This is a genomic window from Sphingomonas sp. (assembly GCF_036731925.1).
Taxonomy (GTDB): domain Bacteria; phylum Pseudomonadota; class Alphaproteobacteria; order Sphingomonadales; family Sphingomonadaceae; genus Sphingomonas.
In genome coordinates, this window is sequence record NZ_DAINDJ010000001.1 from 1 (window position 1) to 18,884 (window position 18,884).

General features: G+C 67.3%; 18 protein-coding genes. 11 read left to right on the forward strand and 7 right to left on the reverse strand.

Going from position 1 to position 18,884, the window contains the following annotated elements; translation table 11 throughout:
- Window positions 1-217: 217 nt before the first annotated feature.
- Complete coding sequence (locus tag V7E00_RS00005) at window positions 218-394, forward strand: UvrB/UvrC motif-containing protein (RefSeq protein ID WP_333570766.1); 177 nt, start codon at window positions 218-220, stop codon at window positions 392-394.
- 581 nt (window positions 395-975) lie between these two features.
- On the opposite strand, the gene era is transcribed toward V7E00_RS00005, so the two are convergent.
- From era to lepB, 3 genes are all read right to left on the reverse strand, one after another.
- Window positions 976-1,884, reverse strand: coding sequence for a GTPase Era (gene era, locus V7E00_RS00010; RefSeq protein WP_333570767.1), 909 nt, complete (start codon window positions 1,882-1,884; stop codon window positions 976-978).
- A 235-nt stretch (window positions 1,885-2,119) separates the two neighbouring features.
- Window positions 2,120-2,788, reverse strand: coding sequence for a ribonuclease III (rnc, locus tag V7E00_RS00015; protein WP_443019125.1), 669 nt, complete (start codon window positions 2,786-2,788; stop codon window positions 2,120-2,122).
- A gap of 2 nt (window positions 2,789-2,790) precedes the next feature.
- On the reverse strand, window positions 2,791-3,654 hold the full coding sequence (lepB, locus tag V7E00_RS00020) for a signal peptidase I (protein ID WP_333570768.1): 864 nt from the start codon (window positions 3,652-3,654) through the stop codon (window positions 2,791-2,793).
- A gap of 105 nt (window positions 3,655-3,759) precedes the next feature.
- Here lepB and pgi point away from each other — a divergent pair, with 105 nt between their 5' ends.
- The 3 genes from pgi to gorA all read left to right on the forward strand — a co-directional run bounded on the left by pgi (window position 3,760) and on the right by gorA (window position 7,039).
- Complete coding sequence (gene pgi, locus V7E00_RS00025; protein ID WP_333570769.1) at window positions 3,760-5,256, forward strand: glucose-6-phosphate isomerase; 1,497 nt, start codon at window positions 3,760-3,762, stop codon at window positions 5,254-5,256.
- Window positions 5,253-5,558, forward strand: coding sequence for an alkylphosphonate utilization protein (locus V7E00_RS00030; RefSeq protein ID WP_333570770.1), 306 nt, complete (start codon window positions 5,253-5,255; stop codon window positions 5,556-5,558). Before pgi ends, V7E00_RS00030 begins: the two co-directional genes overlap by 4 nt.
- Window positions 5,559-5,692: 134 nt before the next feature.
- Complete coding sequence (gene gorA, locus V7E00_RS00035; protein WP_333570771.1) at window positions 5,693-7,039, forward strand: glutathione-disulfide reductase; 1,347 nt, start codon at window positions 5,693-5,695, stop codon at window positions 7,037-7,039.
- Here the strand turns inward: gorA and V7E00_RS00040 are convergent.
- Complete coding sequence (locus V7E00_RS00040; protein ID WP_333570772.1) at window positions 7,032-8,087, reverse strand: AbrB family transcriptional regulator; 1,056 nt, start codon at window positions 8,085-8,087, stop codon at window positions 7,032-7,034. The two genes, gorA and V7E00_RS00040, sit on opposite strands and share 8 nt — an antisense overlap.
- A complete protein-coding gene (locus tag V7E00_RS00045) occupies window positions 8,084-9,343 on the reverse strand; it encodes a dicarboxylate/amino acid:cation symporter (RefSeq protein ID WP_333570773.1) in 1,260 nt (419 codons plus the stop codon). The genes V7E00_RS00040 and V7E00_RS00045 overlap by 4 nt, the downstream gene beginning before the upstream one ends.
- 71 nt (window positions 9,344-9,414) lie before the next feature.
- On the opposite strand from V7E00_RS00045, the gene glmM reads away from it, so the two are divergent.
- A complete protein-coding gene (gene glmM, locus V7E00_RS00050; RefSeq protein ID WP_333570774.1) occupies window positions 9,415-10,755 on the forward strand; it encodes a phosphoglucosamine mutase in 1,341 nt (446 codons plus the stop codon).
- Window positions 10,755-10,979, forward strand: a complete 225-nt coding sequence (locus V7E00_RS00055; protein ID WP_333570775.1) for a DUF1272 domain-containing protein — start codon at window positions 10,755-10,757, stop codon at window positions 10,977-10,979. The genes glmM and V7E00_RS00055 overlap by 1 nt, the downstream gene beginning before the upstream one ends.
- Before the next feature lie 7 nt (window positions 10,980-10,986).
- Here V7E00_RS00055 and V7E00_RS00060 read toward each other — a convergent pair whose 3' ends face one another.
- A complete protein-coding gene (locus V7E00_RS00060) occupies window positions 10,987-11,988 on the reverse strand; it encodes a hypothetical protein (protein ID WP_333570776.1) in 1,002 nt (333 codons plus the stop codon).
- Window positions 11,989-12,216: 228 nt separating this feature from the next.
- Between V7E00_RS00060 and thiD the strand changes: the two genes are divergently transcribed.
- From thiD to folP, 5 genes are all read left to right on the forward strand, one after another.
- The gene (thiD, locus tag V7E00_RS00065; RefSeq protein ID WP_333570777.1) at window positions 12,217-13,377 is read left to right on the forward strand and encodes a bifunctional hydroxymethylpyrimidine kinase/phosphomethylpyrimidine kinase; all 1,161 of its coding nucleotides are present in this window, start codon (window positions 12,217-12,219) and stop codon (window positions 13,375-13,377) included.
- Entirely contained in the window at window positions 13,370-13,996 is a 627-nt protein-coding gene (locus V7E00_RS00070) for a ribonuclease HII (protein ID WP_333570778.1), read from the forward strand. The genes thiD and V7E00_RS00070 overlap by 8 nt, the downstream gene beginning before the upstream one ends.
- Before the next feature lie 216 nt (window positions 13,997-14,212).
- Window positions 14,213-14,782 carry a hypothetical protein gene (locus tag V7E00_RS00075; protein ID WP_333570779.1) on the forward strand — a complete coding sequence of 190 codons (570 nt, stop codon included), beginning with the start codon at window positions 14,213-14,215 and terminating at the stop codon, window positions 14,780-14,782.
- A 252-nt stretch (window positions 14,783-15,034) separates the two neighbouring features.
- Entirely contained in the window at window positions 15,035-16,165 is a 1,131-nt protein-coding gene (locus tag V7E00_RS00080) for a site-specific DNA-methyltransferase (RefSeq protein ID WP_333570780.1), read from the forward strand.
- A gap of 96 nt (window positions 16,166-16,261) precedes the next feature.
- Window positions 16,262-17,359, forward strand: coding sequence for a dihydropteroate synthase (gene folP, locus V7E00_RS00085; protein ID WP_333570781.1), 1,098 nt, complete (start codon window positions 16,262-16,264; stop codon window positions 17,357-17,359).
- Here folP and V7E00_RS00090 read toward each other — a convergent pair.
- Window positions 17,344-18,771, reverse strand: coding sequence for a sigma-54-dependent transcriptional regulator (locus V7E00_RS00090; RefSeq protein ID WP_333570782.1), 1,428 nt, complete (start codon window positions 18,769-18,771; stop codon window positions 17,344-17,346). The two genes, folP and V7E00_RS00090, sit on opposite strands and share 16 nt — an antisense overlap.
- Between the last annotated feature and the right edge of the window lie 113 nt (window positions 18,772-18,884).

The following is an 18,884-nucleotide window of genomic DNA, read 5'->3' on the forward strand; positions in this document are numbered from 1 at the left end:
CAGGCTCATAACCTGAAGGCCGCAGGTTCAAATCCTGCCCCCGCAACCAACAAAAGGCCGCTGACCCCACCGGGTCGGCGGCTTTTGTCGTTTCCGCGCTCCCCGACAGCTGCGGCGCATCTCTTGCAGCGTCGGGAGCTGGCATGGGGCGTTCAGGATCGGCGGCTCGTACGCAGACGCGAATTCGACCCTCGAGCCAGGCCCCAGCGCGCCCGCCGTGCGTTGCCACCAGGTGACCGTAACGATCGAAATCCTGCAGCAGCAGATGGACGACGCCGTGGCCGCCCTCGATTTCGAGACGGCCGCGCGGTGTCGCGACAGGATCAATGCCATGCGAGGCGGCACTACAGCCGCGGAGGCGGAAGCCGCGCGCTTCGAGGGGCTTACACGCTAGGCCCCGGGCGCCATGGGACTGGGACCCAGCCAGCAAAGGATGGTCCCGTCGACCGGCTGGCATCCTCCGCCCAAGCCTGATCCGATGACCGCGCGGCGCTCGACACGCGGCCGCGACCGCAAACCCTGATACGGCCCGCCTGCGGCGTCGACGAGACACACCTGCGTCCGCGCGCATCGGCGCTGGGACGCCGTACGCAGGCGCGCTGTGATGGTTAGGGATGGCGACGGCCCGCTATCGGGTCAACTGCCGGTCCTACCCTTGGTGCCGTCCCAGGCGGGCGAAGGACCACGAAAACCTGGTGCGTCTACCGACTGAATCTCAGTCGGTAGTTTCGGCGCCCCCTTCGCGGTGGACGGCCTGCTTTACCGCAAGGGGAGAGCGGCCCGGACCGGCACACGTGTCGAGGCCGACAGCGGCAGGTTCGGTGAGATATCGCGCACAACGGAGATGATGCCCGCGCCCTCCCGCATCATCCGCGAACTGCAGCCCGGATCGCGGTGGGTTCTTGCAAGCGCCTCCGCGTCGTGCGGCCCCATTCCTGGTCCCACCGGGCGGCCGTGGCCGCCCGGCGGTTTGCATCAGTCCACCCAGTCGAGCCCGATCTCGCGGTAGAGGCCGCGATCCTCTTCCCATTTCGGATTGACCTTCACGTGCAGGTACAGGTGCACCGGCACGCCGAGCAGCTTCGCCAGCTCGGCGCGGGCGCGGCTGCCGATTTCCTTGAGGCGCTGCCCGCCCTTGCCGAGCACGATCGCGCGCTGGGTGTCGCGCGCCACCAGAATTTGCTGGTGGATCTCGACCGACCCGTCCTGGCGCTCGCTGTATTTCTCGGTCTCGATGGCGCTGGCATAGGGCAGCTCCGCGTGGAGCTGCAGGTAGAGCTGCTCGCGCGTCACTTCGGCCGCCAGCATGCGGTCGGTCGCGTCGGAGACCTGGTCTTCCGGGAAATGCCAGTCCTCCTGCGGCATGGCCTTGGCGAGCGCCGCCTTGAGTTCGGGCACGCCGTCGCCGGTCTGCGCGGAGACGAAATAGGTTTCGTCGAACGGCAGCGCCTCGTTGAGCTTTGCCGCATGGCCGAGCAGGCGTGGCTTGTCGGCGATGTCGACCTTGTTGAGGATCAGGATCTTGCGTTCCTTGCGGTGGCGCAGGCTCTCCAGCACGGCATGGACCTTGGGGCCGATGCCGCCCTTGCCGTCGACGACCAGCGCGATCAGGTCGGCGCCGTCGCTTCCCTCCCAGGCGGCGGCAACCATCGCGCGATCGAGCCGGCGCTCGGGCTCGAAGATGCCGGGCGTGTCGACCAGGATCAGCTGGGTATCGCCTTCGATGGCGATGCCCATCACGCGGGCGCGGGTGGTCTGCGCCTTGGGGCTGACGATGGCGACCTTCTGGCCGACCAGCGCATTGACCAGCGTCGACTTGCCGGCATTCGGTGCGCCGAGGATGGCGACGACGCCGCAGGATTGGGTGGTGGTGGGTTCGGTCATGGGTTCCGGTTGTACTGGGGAATGGGGATGGGCGGGAGGGGGGCAACGCCCTGCTTGAGCCCCTCCTCCTGGGAGGAGGGGTTTGGGGGTGGAGGGATGCCAGACCGAAGCTTGGTCTCGGTGAGACACTGCCCCACCCCAACCCCGCATCAGGTGAACAGCGCCCCGCGCTGTTCAGGCACTGCCGGGGGCAGCGCCGACCTGATGCGCCTGAAGGGGAGGGGCTTAGGCAGGCCTAGGAACTGCCCAGTTTCGCCAGCAGCGCGGCGGCGGCGGCGGTCTCGGCTTCCTGCTTGTTGCTGCCTTCGGCACTCGCCTCGGCGAGCTTGCCGATCGACACCTTCACCGTGAAGCGCGGGGCGTGGTTCGGCCCGGAGCGATCGACGATCTCATATTCCGGCGGGCGACGGTTGCGCGCGGCAGCCCATTCCTGGAGCGCCGACTTGGGATGCTTGGGGGCCTTCGCATGCGCGTCGATCCGGTCGCCCCAGGCGCCGCGGACGAACTTTCGCGCCGCATCGAGCCCGGACTCGCGATAATAGGCGCCGATCAGCGCCTCCATCACATCGCCCAGCACATTGTCGCTGTCCGCCGCGCCATCGTCGCGCGCCTGCTTGCCGAGGCGGAGATGCGGCACCACCCCCAGTTCGCGCGCGACATCGGCGCACACCGGGCCGGTCACCAGCGAATTCAGCCGACGGGAGAGCGCGCCCTCGGGCTCCTCCGGAAAGCGCTCGAACAGCCATTCGGCGACGATCAGGCCGAGCACCCGGTCGCCGAGGAATTCGAGCCGCTGGTAATTGCCGGCAGCCTGGCTGCCATGGGTCAGCGCGCGCTGGAAGCTGGGCAGGTCTTTGGCGGGGCGGCCGAAGGTCTTCTCGACCCAGCCGCCCAGATCGGGCACGCTCAGAAGCCTTCTCCGATCCGGCTCCACCGCGCCGCGGTGAACCAGGTCCAGGGCAGCAGCCAGTTGGCGCCGCCATTGGTCGACCAGAAGTTCACGACCGCCTTGCCCTCGATATTCTCGATCGGCACGAAGCCGATGCCCGAGCCGTACGGCGGCTGCTGGAAGCGGCTGTCGGTGGAGTTGTCACGGTTGTCGCCCATCAGGAACACGTGGCCGGCGGGCACGGTGAACACCTGGGTGTTGTCCTGCGGCAGATTGTCCTGGTCGAGCACGTTATACTGCTTGCCGTTCGGCAGCGTCTCGCGGAACTGGGGGATGCGGCAGATCGGCGCGCCCTTTGCGTCGGCGGTCTGGAACTGCGTCGGGCAATGGGTGAAGTTCGGCGTGATCGGCAGCACGAAATCGGCGATGCGCTGCTTGGGCACCGGCTTGCCGTTCAGGATCACCTGCCCATTGACCATCTCGATCGTGTCGCCCGGCAGGCCGATGACGCGCTTGATCCAGTCTTCGCCATTATGGTTCGGCGCCTTGAACACCACCACGTCGCCACGCGCCGGATTGCGCGGCAGGATGCGGCCCGGGATCAGCGGCACGCTCCACGGCAGCGAGTGCTTGGAATAGCCGTAGTTCCACTTGGTGATGAACAGATAGTCGCCGATCAGCAGCCGGGGCAGCATCGACTCACTGGGAATGCTGAACGGCGAGAAGATGAAGCTACGCACCACGAACACGATCAGCGCCAGCTTCAGCAGGAAGGTGGCGAGGTCCCGCCACTCCGACTTCGGCTTTTCCGGCTTTGCGGCGTGCGCTTGCACGTTTTCGGGGCGCGTGGCGACGGGTTCGGTGGAGGCGGGCGTTTCCATGGGCACTGCTCTGCTAGGGCGCGGCGGGGAGGTCAAGCGGCGGAATGAGGCTGGAACGGGCCGGTGTGGGACGATAGGGGAGCCCTTGCCACCAAGGAGATGAACATGGCCTTGCCCGACTGGACGCCGATCCGATGCCTCCCCCAGACCAAGCTGACCGACCTGTTCGCCGGAGACGCCGAGCGGCTGTCGCGGCTGAGCGTCGATGTCGCCGGCATCCATTTCGACTGGTCCAAGACGCACCTGACCGCGGATGCCGTGTCCGCCTTTGCGGCGCTGGCGCAGCAGATGGACTTCGCGGGCAAGCGCGACGCGCTGTTCGCGGGCGAAGTGGTCAACGTGACCGAGGGACGTGCCGCCGAGCACACGGCCGAGCGCTATGAAGGCGCGCCCGAAAGCGTCGCTCGTGCGCGTTCGCAGCACGCGCGGATGCGCGGGCTGATCGACGCGATCGAGGCCGAGGCGCTCGGGCCGATCCGCCACATCCTCCACATCGGCATCGGCGGCTCCGCGCTGGGGCCGGACCTGCTGGTCGACGCGCTGGGCCGCGACATGGACCGCTATGACGTGGCGATCGTCTCCAACGTCGACGGCGTGGCGCTCGAAAATGCGATGGACGTGTTCGATCCGCAGGCCACGCTGCTGGTGATTGCCAGCAAGACCTTCACCACCACCGAGACGATGCTCAATGCGCAAAGCGCGCTGGCCTGGATGGCCGAGGGCGGCGTCGAGGATCCGTACGGCCAAGTGGTGGCGCTGACCGCCTCGCCCGACAAGGCAGTGGAATGGGGTGTCGACGAGACCCGCGTGCTGCCCTTCTTCGAGAGCGTCGGCGGCCGCTATTCGCTCTGGTCGTCGATCGGCTTTCCGGCGGCGCTGGCGCTGGGCTGGGACGCGTTCGAGGAACTGCTGGAAGGCGCGGCCGAGATGGACCGCCACTTCCGCCTGACCGATCTTGCGCAGAACGCGCCCGCGCTCGCGGCCTTCGCCGACCTCTATTACACCCAGGCCCGTGGCTGCGAGACGCGCGCGACCTTCGCCTATGACGAGCGGCTGAAGCTGCTGCCGAGCTATCTCCAGCAGCTGGAGATGGAATCGAACGGCAAGCGCGTCACCGCCGAGGGCGAAGCGGTGGCCTACCCCACCGCGGCGATCACCTGGGGCGGCGTCGGCACCGATGCGCAGCACGCGGTGTTCCAGCTGCTCCACCAGGGCACGCATCTGTTGCCGCTCGAATTCGTCGGCGTGATCGAGGCGGGCGACGCCCTCGCGCCGGAGCACCACCGCCAGCTGCTGCTCAACATGTTCGCGCAAGGGGCGGCGCTGATGGCCGGCAAGGGGCATGAGGACCCCGCGCGCAGCTATCCGGGCGACCGCCCATCGTCGACGCTGCTGCTCGACAGCCTCGATCCGCGCACGCTGGGCGCGCTGATCGCCTTCTACGAGCACCGCGTGTTCGTGAACGCGGTGCTGCTCGGCATCAATCCGTTCGACCAGTTCGGCGTCGAGTTGGGCAAGGAAATGGCCAAGGCGGCCGACAAGGGCGGGCTCGATTTCGACCCCTCCACCAACGATCTGATCAAAAGGGCTTTCGAAGCATGAGCGGCGACGACGAGTATGTGTATGACGAGGCGAGCGGGGAATGGATCCCCGCCGCCGATGCCGCGGCCAAGGCCGATGCCGCGGATGTGGTGGAAGTGCGCGACTCGGTCGGCAACCTGCTGCAGGACGGCGACCAGGTGACGCTGATCAAGGACCTGACCGTGAAGGGCGCCGGCCAGACGCTGAAGCGCGGCACGCTGATCAAGTCGATCCGCCTCACCGGCGACGCGCAGGAAATCGACTGCAAGTTCGACGGCATCAAGGGCCTGGTGCTGCGCGCGGAGTTCGTTCGCAAACGGTGAGTCAGTTCCCCTCCCGCAAGCGGGAGGGGAGCGCATGCGGCAATGGTCGCACTCTTGTTTTGATCGCCGACACCCTATCTCTGCCTCGACCCCTTCTCCCGGCCTTCCGCGCCGGCGCATCTCCGGAGTGACCCATGTCCGACTATGACTTCGACCTGTTCGTGATCGGCGCGGGCTCCGGCGGGACGCGCGCCTCGCGGATGTCGGCAGCATATGGCGCCAGGGTCGCGGTGGCGGAGGAATATCGCGTCGGGGGCACCTGCGTGATCCGGGGTTGCGTTCCCAAGAAGCTGCTCATTTTCGGCGCGCATTTCGCCGAGGATCTGAAGGACGCGCGCCGCTTCGGCTGGGACGTGCCCGATTGCCATTTTCACTGGCCGACGCTGCGCGACAATGTGCTGGCGGACGTCGATCGCCTGAACGGCCTCTACACCCAGGGGCTGGAGAATAACGGCGTTACCATTCTCCACGAGCGCGCGACCGTCACCGGTCCGCACGAGGTCACGCTGGCGAGCAGCAAGGTGGTCAGCGCCAAGACGATCCTGATCGCCACGGGCGCGCACCCGCACGTGCCGAGTTTCCCGGGCAGCGAACATGGCATCACCTCGAACGAGGTCTTCCACCTCGAAACGCTGCCGCGCCGCGTGCTGATCGCCGGCGGGGGCTATATCGCCAATGAGTTCGCCGGCATCTTCAACGAGTTCGGCTCGAAGGTGACGCTGGTGAACCGCACGGACGTGATCCTGCGCGGCTATGATTCGCAGGTTCGCGACCGGCTGCTGCAAATCTCGATGACCAAGGGCATCGACTTCCGCTTCTTCGCCGAATTCGAGAAGATCGAGAAACAGGCGGACGGTAGCCTGCTGGTCTCGATGAGCGGCCATGATCCCATCGAAGTGGACTGCGTGCTGTTCGCCACCGGTCGGGTTCCCAACACCCGCAGGCTGGGGCTGGAGCAGGTCGGGGTCGAACTCGATGACAAGGGCGCGGTGAAGGTGGGTGCCGACAACCGCAGCACGATCGACAGCATCTATGCGGTGGGCGACGTCACCAACCGCGTGCAGTTGACGCCTGTCGCGATCCGTGAGGGCCAGGCCTTTGCCGACACGCTGTTCGGCGGCAAGCCGCACCAGGTCGACTATCACTGCATTCCGAGCGCGGTGTTCAGCCACCCGCCGATCGCCTCCGTGGGCATGACCGAGGGCGAGGCGCGCAACCAGCTCGGCTCGGTGAAGGTCTACACCTCGGACTTCCGGGCGATGAAGAACGTGCTTGCCGGGCGGCACGAGCGCGCGCTGTACAAGATGATCTGCGACGGGGTGACGGGCAAGGTGGTCGGCCTGCACATGATCGGGCCGGACGCGCCGGAGATTCTGCAGGCCGCGGCCGTGGCGGTGAAGGCCGGGCTGACCAAGGATGATTTCGACGCCACCGTCGCGCTGCACCCGACCATGGCCGAGGAACTGGTGCTGCTCAAGTAAGCGGCTCGAGGCGCCGTGCCACCCAGCGTGCGAGCAGGGGGCCGGCGCCGAGCACGGCGAGGAACCGCAGCGTCTGCATCGCCATCACGAAGGGCTGGTCGACCGGCACCGAGGTGGCGATGATCGCGACCGAGTCCAGCCCGCCGGGACTCACCGCCAGATAGGCGGTGACGAGATCGATATCGGTGAACCGCGCGAGCAGCAGCGCGAGGCCTGTCGAGAAGCCGATCAGCAATCCCACCGAAAGCAACACCCGCGGCAGTGCGTGGGCGGCGAGGCGCAGCGTCTCGCGGGTGAAGGCCAGCCCTATACGCCAGCCGATCAGCGCATAGCTGCATGCCAGAAGCGGTTCGGGCAGGCTGAGGCGCACGATGCCGCTCAAGTGCAGGGTCACCCCCAGCGCCAGCGGGCCGAGTAGCGCGGGGGCGGGTAGCCGCAGCGCCAGCCCGCCCGCTGTCCCTGCGGCAGCCACCGCCAGGGTCACGAGTGTCGGGAGCAGTGGTGCGGGCGCGACCAGCGTGTGCAGCCACGAACCGTCGTGGTGCGCGCCCAGTCCTGCCGCCAGCGCAGAGGCTGCCCCGGCGACGCATACCACCCGCGTATAGGTCATGAAGGCAACGAGCCGGACGTCGGCGCCGAACGCTTCGGCCATTACTACCATCGCGCTCGCTGCCCCGGGCATGGCCCCCCAGATCGCCGTGGTGCCGGGCAGCACCTGCCAGCGGCTGAGCCAGTAGCCGAGAAAGCTGCTCGCCCCCAGCGTGGCAGCGGTGACGCCGAGGAACAGCGGCCATTCGTGGAGCACCGTGGTGAAGATCCCGATCGAGAGCATGCCTGCGATCAGGCAGCCGATCACCGCCTGCGCGCAGAGGAAGCTCCAGCGCGGCAGGCCGAGGCCCGAGCCGGCAGCACCAAAGGCGATCCCCGCCAGCATCGGCCCGAGCAGCAGTCCGGCGGAAAGCCCGATCTGCTCGAGCAGCGCTGCCAGCGCCATCGACAGCAGCGCCAGTGCAATCCAGCGCAGCGGACGAGAGGTGGCGATCGTCAATGCGACAGGGTCTCGTCCACCGTGCTGTGCGGGGCCTCTGCCTTGCGCGACAGCCAGATTGTCGTCGCAAGATCCCAGGTGACGTTGCCGACGGTGCGCATGATGTCCGGCAGCGTCTCCACCGCGACCAGCAGGCCGAGCGGGGTGATCGGCGCGCCGATCGTCGCGGCGACGGGCGAGATGGCACTGACATAGCTGACCGTGCCGGGCAGACTCACCGAACCGAGCGAGGTAAGGGTCGCGACGACCGCGCCGACCAGCAAGGTGGCCGGATGCAGCGGCACCCCGAACCATTCGGCGATATAGATCGCCACCGCGAAGTTCATCGCCGGCCCGGTGGAGCGGAAGATCGCCACCGCCAGAGGCATGGTCACGCCCGACACGGCGACCGGGACGCCGACTTCCTCGGCGCCCTCGATCATCACCGGCAGCGTGGCGAGCGAGGATTGGGTGCTGAGCGCAACCGCCTGGCTGGGCAATGCCGCACGGAACATGCGACCCAATCCGATGCGGCCGCCGAGCACCGCGGCCGGATAGGCGAACAGCGTCACCACGAGCCCGACCGCGGAAACGATCAGGATGTAGTGGAACAGCGCGCCGAACGCGCCGGTCCCCGCCTTGGCGCCGACGACCAGCGCCAGCGCGAACACGCCGACGGGGCCGATCCACAGTACCCAGTCGATCACCACCAGCATCACATCGCGCACCGCGACGAAGAAGTTGGTGAGCAGCGCGCGCGATTCCGCCGCCACCCGGGTGATGGCGAAGGCGAAGACCAGTGCGAAGATGATCAGCGACAGGAAGGCGTTCTCCGCCGCTGCCTTGACGATGTTGGCGGGAATGATCGCCGCCAGGAACTCACCGAGCGGCGGCACCGGGCCGATCTTCTCGGCACCAGTCAGCGCTGCGCGCAGGCTCGCCGCGGATTCCTGCGGCAGCGGCGCGATCTGGAGGAACAGCGGTGTCAGCAGCGCGGCGAGCAGCGCCGAACAGAACAGCAGCGTCACATAGAGCGCGATCGCCCGGCCCGCGAGCCGGCCGGCGGCGGCGGCTTCGGCAGTCGCGGTGACGCCCGTGATCAGCAGCGCCACGACCAGAGGCACGATCGTCATCTGCAGCGCGTTGAGCCAGGCCTGCCCGACGGGCTGCGCCCAGCCTGCCGCGGCCAGGCCCCATTGCGGGGAGAAAGCCGCCAGTGCTGCACCAACCGCGAGCCCGGCCAGCAGGGAAAGAAGAATACGAGTAGGTTGCGACATGCTCGCCCTTTGAGGTTTTCGCCGCTATCACAGCACGCACACAACGCCACAAGGGCGCGAGAACGAAACATATGGCAAGAAAATATTTCGGCACCGACGGCATTCGCGGCGCCACCAATCTCTCCCCGATGACCGCCGCGATGGCGATGAAGGTCGGCATGGCCGCCGGCGCGCATTTCCGCCGCGGCGACCACCGCCACCATGTCGTGATCGGCAAGGATACCCGGCTTTCCGGCTATATGCTGGAAAATGCGATGGTCGCGGGCTTCACCAGTGTCGGCATGGACGTGGTGCTGGTCGGCCCGATGCCGACGCCGGCGGTGGCGATGCTCACCCATTCGATGCGCGCCGATCTGGGTGTGATGATCTCGGCCAGCCACAATCCCTTTGCCGATAACGGCATCAAGCTGTTCGGGCCGGACGGGTTCAAGCTGTCCGATGCGGATGAGGAAGCGATCGAGGCGCTGATCGACGGCGACGTGCCGCTCGCAGCCTCCGCCGACATCGGCCGGGCCCGCCGCGTCGAGGACGCGCGCGGCCGCTACATCCACTTCGCCAAGTCCACTTTTCCGTCAGAGCTGACGCTCGATGGGCTGAAGGTCGTGGTCGATTGCGCCAATGGCGCTGCGTACCAGGTGGCGCCCTCGGCGCTTTGGGAACTGGGGGCGGAGGTCGTCTCGATCGGCGTCAGCCCCAATGGCAAGAACATCAACGACGGCGTCGGCTCCACCGCGCCGCAGGTGCTGAGCGAGACGGTGGTCGGCTCGGGCGCGGCGCTGGGCATCGCGCTGGACGGCGATGCCGATCGGCTGATCGTGGTCGACGAGACCGGCACGGTGATCGACGGCGACCAGCTGATGGCGCTGATCGCCACCGGCTGGGCGCGGCAGGGCAAGCTCGCCGGCGGCGGACTGGTCGCGACCGTGATGTCGAACCTGGGGCTGGAGCGGCACTTGTCTGCCCAGGGGCTGGGGCTGGTGCGCACCAAGGTGGGCGACCGCTATGTGCTCGAGAAGATGCGCGGCTCCGGCTACAATGTCGGCGGCGAGCAGAGCGGGCACATCATTCTTTCCGACTATGCGACCACTGGGGACGGCCTGGTCGCGGCGCTGCAGGTGCTGGCCGAGATCGTCCGCGCGGGCGCCCCGGCAAGCGAAGTGCTGCACCGCTTCGAGCCGCTGCCGCAGCTTCTCAAGAATGTCCGTTTTGCGGGCGGCGAGCCGCTCGATGATCCGCGCGTGCGGGACGTGATCGCCGCCGCCGAGGCCGAGCTCAAGGGCCGCGGCCGACTGGTGATCCGCGCGTCCGGCACCGAGCCCGTGATCCGCGTCATGGCCGAAGGCGATGACAAGGGGCAGGTGGACGCCGTTGTCGATCGGGTCTGCGACGCGGTGCGGGAGGCTGCTGCCTGATGCTGGAGATGCGGCCTGATTGCGAGCGCTGCGGCACCGATCTGCCGGCCGATGCCGGCGGCGCGTTCATCTGCTCGTTCGAATGCACCTTCTGCGCCGAATGCGCCGACGAGATGGACGAGCGCTGCCCCAATTGCGGCGGCGAACTGCTGGATCGTCCGGCGCGCGTCGGGGCGGTGCTGAAGCAACACCCCGCATCGACCACGCGCCGGTATCCAGGATAGCCGAACCTTAGGTGACGGCCGCCGTCTGGGCTCCTGGCGCTGCCGATTCTGCCGCCGCCTTTTGCTGCTTCGCCTGCTCGTCGAGAATCGCGTTCAGCTTGTCGAGCGACGGCTGGAACCAGTCCTGCTTGCGCAGATCGTCCAGGCTGCGAACACGGCTGGCCTTTTCCAGGACATACGGGTCCTTTTCCCTGGCCTGCTGCATCGCCTCGACCAGGAGCGAGAGCATCTTGTCTTGCGGCGGAATCTGGCCGAGCAGCGCATTCGCCTTGTCGCTGCCCAGCTGTACGCGGACGCTTGCCTCGCTGATCTTGTTCTCCACCGTCGGTGCCTGCTTGCGCTGTTCCCCGGTGAGAAAGGCGAGTTGGTCTTCGCGGGCCTTGGGCGGAAGATCGCCGAGCCCCATCGAGAGGAACAGCGGCATCAGCCGGTTCGGGCCACCGATGCAGCCGGAGCGCCAACGATCCTGCTGTTCCAGCAGCACAGCCGCGGCCGTTTTCTCTTCGGAGTTGAACGTATCGTTGCCGCTGTCGCGTATCAGTTTCAGCGACCGCGGATCGAGCCCGCTGACCAGCGTATCATAGTCCATACCTTCGGAACGAAAGGTGCCATAGACATCGCCCGAATCGGCCATCTTCTTGATGTTCGCGTCGAGACGGGCACGAACGTTTGCTTTCAGCTGAACGTCGTCCAGGCCGGCCGAATTGCTGACATAGTTCGGATCATCGACGCCGGCGGCCAAATCATAGTTGGAAAAGCCGTCTCGGATAACGATGAAGGTCTGCCAAACGCTGTGGCGCTCAGGCTCGGGCTTGGCCGCCGATGCAGTGGGTTGGTTCTGCTCTTGCAGCACCACGGCCGCCGCTGCTGGCGAAAGTGCCGCCGGGCGCGGATCTGCCGCTGGGGTCGCAACTTTTGCCTCAACCTTCGATTCAGCCCCGGTTGCGTTGTTCGCGGATGAGGCTGCGTTCAGTATTGCGGCACTGCTCGTGGACACTATCGTCGTCATCAGGATTCCCCCGCGCATCATGAGGATGAACCTGTAACTTTTTGCATTCTTGGGGTTAACGAACGGTTTCTTCTAACGCGTACCTGAGTGGCGCCTCAGTCGCGCAGGCAAGTTCGCAGTCGCGCATCTTTCCCCTGTTCTGGTGGCACAGAGTTGTGCCAGACACGCGCGCATGATCCGCGAAAGTCACTGGCGCCCGCTTCGCGCGGGGCCACAGGGGAGGCGCGCATGACCCAGCGTGTGCTTATCATCGCAGGGTCGGATTCCGGCGGCGGCGCCGGGATCCAGGCCGACATCAAGACTGTCACCATGCTGGGTGGCCACGCCATGACCGCGATCACCGCGATCACGGCGCAGAACACCGTTGGCGTTCAGGCGGTGCATCCCGTGCCGACGGACATGGTGATTGCGCAGATCGATTCGGTGGTACGCGACATCGGCGTCGATGCCGTGAAGATCGGCATGATCGGCTCTGCCCGGACGGCGCTCGCGGTGGCCGAGCGGCTGGCCGAGCTGCCGGGCGTGCCGGTGGTCTTCGATCCCGTTATGGTCGCGACCAGCGGCGCGCGGCTGGCCGACGAGGCAACCGTCGCCGCATTCGAGCGGCTGATGGACCGGGCAACCGTCATCACGCCCAATCTTCCGGAACTGGAGGCGCTGGGCCGCGATCCGCAGGAGATCGTGGCGGCCCATCGCTGCGCGGTGCTGGTCAAGGGCGGTCACGGTGCCGGGCCCGAGGTGGTCGACACGCTCTACTCGTCGGACCCTGAAGACCCGCCACAGATCGAGTGGCGCGATCCCAAGATCGACACCGAAAATACCCATGGCACGGGCTGCACGCTTGCCTCGGCCATCGCCTGCGGGCTGGCCTGCGAATGGGATTTGCCCGAGGCGGTGAACCGCGCGCGCCGCTTCGTGCGGATCGCGATGCGAGAAGCCGAGGGGCTGGGACGCGGGCATGGGCCGATGGCGCAGCAGGCGGTGCGGCTGGACGTCAACATGAGCTTTTTCGAGCCGATGCTGAACCAGGTGACGGTGCCGGCGCAGGATCTGGCCGCCAGCGAGCGCTTCTACCGGCTGCTCGGGCTGCGCCAGGTGGTGCGCGCCAGCCCTCGCTATGCCCGGTTCGAGACCGAGGGTGGCGCCACCTTCTCGATCGCTACCGACGAGACCTATACCGCGCCCGTCGTCTATTTCGAATGCGGCGATCTCGACGTGACCGTTGCCTATCTCCAGCAGCAGGGCTTCCGCTTCGAGCAGGAGCCCAGGGACGAGAAATGGGGCTGGCGCGAGGCGCGGCTGCGGGACCCTGCCGGCAACGCGGTTCGTCTCTATCAGGCTGGCGAGATGCGGCGATTTCCGCCATGGCGGATCGAGGACGATGCCTGACCTTACGTACGAGACCCGTTATTTCCAGCTGCACGCCGGCCCGGTCGCCGGGGTGGACGAGGCCGGGCGCGGTCCGCTCGCCGGACCCGTCGTCGCCGCCGCGGTGGTGCTGGACCCGGATTGCATCCCCGAAGGGATCAACGATTCCAAGGCGCTGACCGCCGCCAAGCGCGCAAAGCTGTGTGCGGAGTTGCTCGCCTGCGCCAAGGTGGGGGTGGGGATCGCGAGCGTCGAGGAGATCGACCGGCTGAACATCCTCTGGGCGACGATGCTGGCGATGACGCGCGCGGTAGAGGCTCTGGGTTTCCCGCCTGCCTTCGTGCTGGTCGACGGCAATCGCTGCCCGAAATGGCATCATCGCAGCGAGGCGGTGGTGAGCGGCGACGCGCTGTGCCTTTCGATCGCGGCGGCGTCGATCGTCGCCAAGCACCGGCGTGACAGCATGATGATCGAACTGGACGCGCAGTTCCCCGGTTATGGCTGGGCGTCGAACAAGGGCTATGGCGGCAAGGCGCATCAGGAGGCGCTGCGCGCGCTGGGGCCGACCCCGCACCACCGCCGCAGCTTCGCCCCGGTCGCGCAGGCGCATCTGGATTTCGGGCTGATCGCGGCGGAATAGATTCGCGCGCGTTCCATTTCGATCGTCATTCCCGCGAAGGCGGGAATCCATCGACTTCGACGCTGAGGGAAAGAACCGCGACCGCAACGCCAATGGCTTCGCGCCTTCGCGAGGATGACGGGGGAGGGTGAGCGGAAGCCCGGCAAATTTTGCCTAGTGCCCCGCTGCGCCCTGCAACCGTCCTACAATGAAAGGATAGCAGCGGGAGGAGCGGGCATGGCATATCTGGGCAGCATCATACGGGGTTCGGCGGGCGGCTTTCAGCCGGCAACGCGGTACGATCCGGTGCTGGCCGAGCTGCTCCGCGAGGCGATTGTCGGCCCGGCAAGCTTCCATGAGATGGCGGCAATGGTCCGCTATGCCGAAGCGCGCGGCCTGGGCGCGATCCGCTTTCGCTTCGACGACGATTCCGCGCTGACCGATCCCGCGCATCCGCTGCATGTTGCCTTCCTCGAGACGCTGCGCGACCCCGTGCTCGCCAGCGACTATGCCGATCTCGGGGAGGTCGCGCCGTGGCGCGCACGCGCACTGGCGGTGCGTCTACCCTCCGACATGCTGGCGGCGCGCGTAACCCGCAAGGCGCTGCGGACGGCCATTCTCGCCGCAGGGACCTCATGGGAGGTGCGCGTGGCACTGTGCGTTGCCGCCCGCATCCGATTCGGCGGCGAGGCCGAATGGTTCGGTCGCGAGGCACAGGCGCTCTACGAAATGGGGCTGTTCACCCAGGCCCGCGCACGGCTCGCGGCGAGCGTCGCGGGGGGCGGCGAGGCCATTGCGATCGGCTGAATCGTTTGCGGAACGTTCCAGCTTATCCACAGGGCAGGAAAATTTTCACGGACTCGGAACTGAGTCTTTTAGGCCACACCCACCAGCGCTTGGGCCTGTGGATAACTTCTTGACTCAAGATATGGCGGGTGCCGAAATGTTCCGCCTTGCCAGACAGCTGTTCCGGGTCAGCAAGTGGCGGGCCCCCCTCTTGACGGAGGAGTCGCTCGGCCCCGAATAGGGATGCCTTTTGAGCGAAGGGGCAATTGATTCATGGGCGTGCTGGAGAAGGTCAAACGGGCAGGTGCGCGCGTCGCGAAGCAGGCGCCGGCCGTGCTGCCGCTGGACACGATCCTGCGCCAGGATTGCATCGAGGCGATGCGCGGGCTGCCCGACAAGTCGATCGACATGATCTTCGCGGATCCGCCGTACAACCTGCAGCTCGGCGGCGACCTCAACCGTCCCGACGGCAGCCATGTCGACGCGGTGACCGACGAGTGGGACAAGTTCGACAGCCTCGCGGCCTATGACAAGTTCACCCGCGAATGGCTGGCGCAGGCGCGCCGCATCCTGAAGGACGACGGCACGATCTGGGTGATCGGCAGCTATCACAACATCTTCAAGGTGGGCTCGGCGATCCAGGACCTGGGCTTCTGGATCCTCAACGACATCATCTGGCGCAAGGCCAATCCGATGCCCAATTTCAAGGGCACGCGGTTCACCAACGCGCACGAAACGCTGATCTGGGCATCGAAGGGCGAGAAGTCGCGCTACACCTTCAACTACCGCTCGATGAAGACGCTCAACGACGAACTGCAGATGCGCAGCGACTGGGAATTCCCGATCTGCAGCGGGCAGGAGCGGCTGAAGAAGAACGGCACCAAGGTCCACCCGACACAGAAGCCGGAGGCGCTGCTGTACCGCGTGCTGCTCTCCTGCACCAAGCCCGGCGACGTGGTGCTCGATCCGTTCTTCGGCACCGGCACCACGGGCGCTGTGGCCAAGCGCCTCGGCCGCCGCTGGATCGGCATCGATCGCGAGGGCGTGTATGTGGAAGCGGCGCTGGAGCGCATCGCCGCTGCCCTGCCGCTCGACGAGAGCGCGCTGCAGACGATGCAGGCGCCCAAGGCCGCGCCGCGGGTGGCGTTCGGCCAGCTGGTCGAGAATGGCTATTTGGCGCCGGGAACGGTGCTGTGCGACCACAAGTCCCGCTGGCGGGCGACGGTGGGTGCGGATGGTTCGCTCAGCTGCGAGGGGCAGGCGGGCTCGATCCACAAGCTGGGCGCCACCCTGCAGGGCGCGCCGAGCTGCAACGGCTGGACCTTCTGGCACTTCGAGGATCAGGGCGGCCTCAAGCCGATCGACGCGCTGCGCCAGACCTATCTGCTCGCGACGCAGCCGTAAGGCTTTCCCTTCAAGTCCCCCTCCCGCAAGCGGGAGGGGGCGCAGGTGTCGATGCTTGTGCTTTTCTCCATCGCGCGAGGTCGGTAGCACAGCTGGATGCCAGACCTTCCCGCCGCCGCCCGCTTGTACCTGCGCCCGATTCAGTTCGTCGACACGCCCATCGGCCGCGATGGCGAGGTCGCCCGGCTGGCGGGCGGGCTGCTCTGGTTCTCCGCCTATGATCTGATCGCGGTCGAAGGCGGCAAGCGCGTCCTCCAACGCACCATCTCCATCGCCGAGGCCGAGGCGGATGCCCGCCTTGCCGCTATCGCCCAGCGCATCACTGCGCCCCGTGCGCCGCTTGCTCTCGGCCCGCGCACGCTGCGCTTCGACCAGCCGCAGGTGATGGCGATCCTCAACATGACGCCCGACAGCTTCTCCGACGGCGGCAAGCATCTCGGCGATCCGGCTGCCGCCGCGCAGTCCGGCGTCGACATGGGCATCGCCGGTGCGGCGATCCTCGACGTGGGCGGCGAGTCCACCCGGCCAGGCGCGGAGACGGTGTGGGAAGGCGACGAGATCGCTCGCGTCGTGCCGGTGATCGAGCGGCTGGCCGCCACAGGCGCCGCGATCTCGATCGACACCCGCAAGGCTGCGGTGATGGAGGCGGCGCTGGCGGCTGGCGCGCATGTCGTCAACGACGTGTCGGCGCTGCTCTACGATGATCGTGCGCTGGAGGTGGTCGCGCGGGCCGGTTGCCCCGTGGTGCTGATGCACGCGGCTGATCCGAAACATGGCGCCAAGGGCAAGGGCGGCACCGCCGACCCGCTGATCGAAGTCTATGACTGGCTGGAAGCGCGGGTGGCGGCGGCGGTCGCGGCGGGCGTGGACCGTGCGAAGATCGTGATCGATCCGGGCATCGGCTTCGGCAAGTCGCTCGCCGATAATCTCGCGCTGATGAACGGCCTCGCGCTGTTCCATGGGCTGGGCTGCCCCATCCTGCTCGGGGCGAGCCGCAAGCGAATCGTGGGTGCGCTGGCGAACGAGGCGCCGGCCGAGGCGCGTCTGGGCGGATCGCTTGCGCTGGCGCTGAAGGGCGCCGGGCTGGGCGTGCAGCTGTTGCGCGTCCACGACGTGTTCGAAAGCGTCCAGGCGCTGCGGGTATGGCGAGGCATGCAGGATGCCGCGCTCACCGCGCCTTACGCGGCGGTCTGATCGATCCCCAGCTCGCCGAGCTTGCGGTACAGCGTCGAGCGCCCGATGCCGAGACGGCGGGCGACTTCGGTCATCCGCCCGCGATAATGGCCGATCGCGAGCCGGATCACGTCCGCCTCGATCTCGTCCAGCGGGCGCAGATTGCCGTCCGGGCGGAACAGCGTGATGCCGCCCATCCCCGACGGGCTCGACACCGGACCCGACGACATCGGCTTTCCCTGCGCGATCTGGGCGATCTGCGGGAAATCCTCCCGGGTCAGACCTTCCTCGTCGCAAAGCACCGCGGCGCGGAACAGCGCATTCTGCAGCTGGCGAACGTTGCCCGGCCAATCATAGGCCGTGAGCAGCTGGAGTGCGTCGTCCGTGATGCCCAGTGGGCGAAGGCCGGGCTGCTCGGCAATGCGGGTGAGCAAGTGCCGGACCAGCGCCGGAATGTCGCCGGCGCGCTCGCGCAGCGGCGGTATCGTCACCTGAACGACGTTCAGGCGATAATATAGGTCTTCGCGGAACCGCCCTGCTTCGACTTCGGCGAGCAGCGGCACGTTGCTGGCGGCAATGACACGCACGTCGACTTCGCGCGGGTGGCGCGCGCCAAGCGGCTGGATTTCGCCGGTCTGCAGCATGCGCAGCAACTTCACCTGCGCTTCGAGCGGCATCTCGCTCACTTCGTCGAGGAAGATGGTGCTGCCGTCTGCTTCCTGAAGGCGGCCGATCTTGCGCTCGAACGCGCCGGTGAAGGCGCCTTCCTCATGGCCGAACAGCTCCGATTCGACGAGGTTGGCCGGGATCGAGCCGCAATTGACGCAGAGGAATTCCTTGCGTGCGCGCGGCGAAGCGCCGTGGATCGCTTCCGCCACTACATGCTTGCCGACGCCGCTCTCGCCTTCGATCAGCACGGGCACGCGCGCACGGGCGGCCTTCGCGGCGACCGCCAATGCTGCGCGAAACTGCGGCGCGGAACCGACGATTTCCGCGAAACCGAGATTGGCGGTGAGCTTCTCGGTGAGCGGGCGGAGCTCTCCCGCGCTGCTGCCGCCCATCGCGCTTTCCAGGGCCGCCAGCAGGCGTTCCGAGGCGATCGGCTTGACCAGGAAGTCGCTGGCACCCGCGCGCATCGCGCCTACGGCAGCAGCCACCGAGCCGTTCGCGGCAAGCACCAGGATCGGCATATGCGGGCGGCGCGCGCGCAGCTCGGCGATCAGGATTGCGGCATCGGCATCGGAGGCGGGATGGTCGAGCAAGATCGCATCGACCGCCAGGCCATCGGGCGTCCCGAGCGTCGCCAGCGCGCTCTCCGCATCGTCGGCGAAGATCGTCCGCCAGCCACGCCGCGAGGCGATCGCGGCCACCAGACGCCGCTGCGCCGGTTCCGAATCGATCAGCAACAGAAGACGTTGCCCGTTGCGCGTCATGCCGACTCCAGTCCCAAATGTCCCGTTTCGAGCCGCATCGGTTAGACCAGAGGCGTAAAGTTCGGCTTAAGCAGGGCCGAAACAGTTCTTGGGGCGGCGGGGTTGAGGGTGGC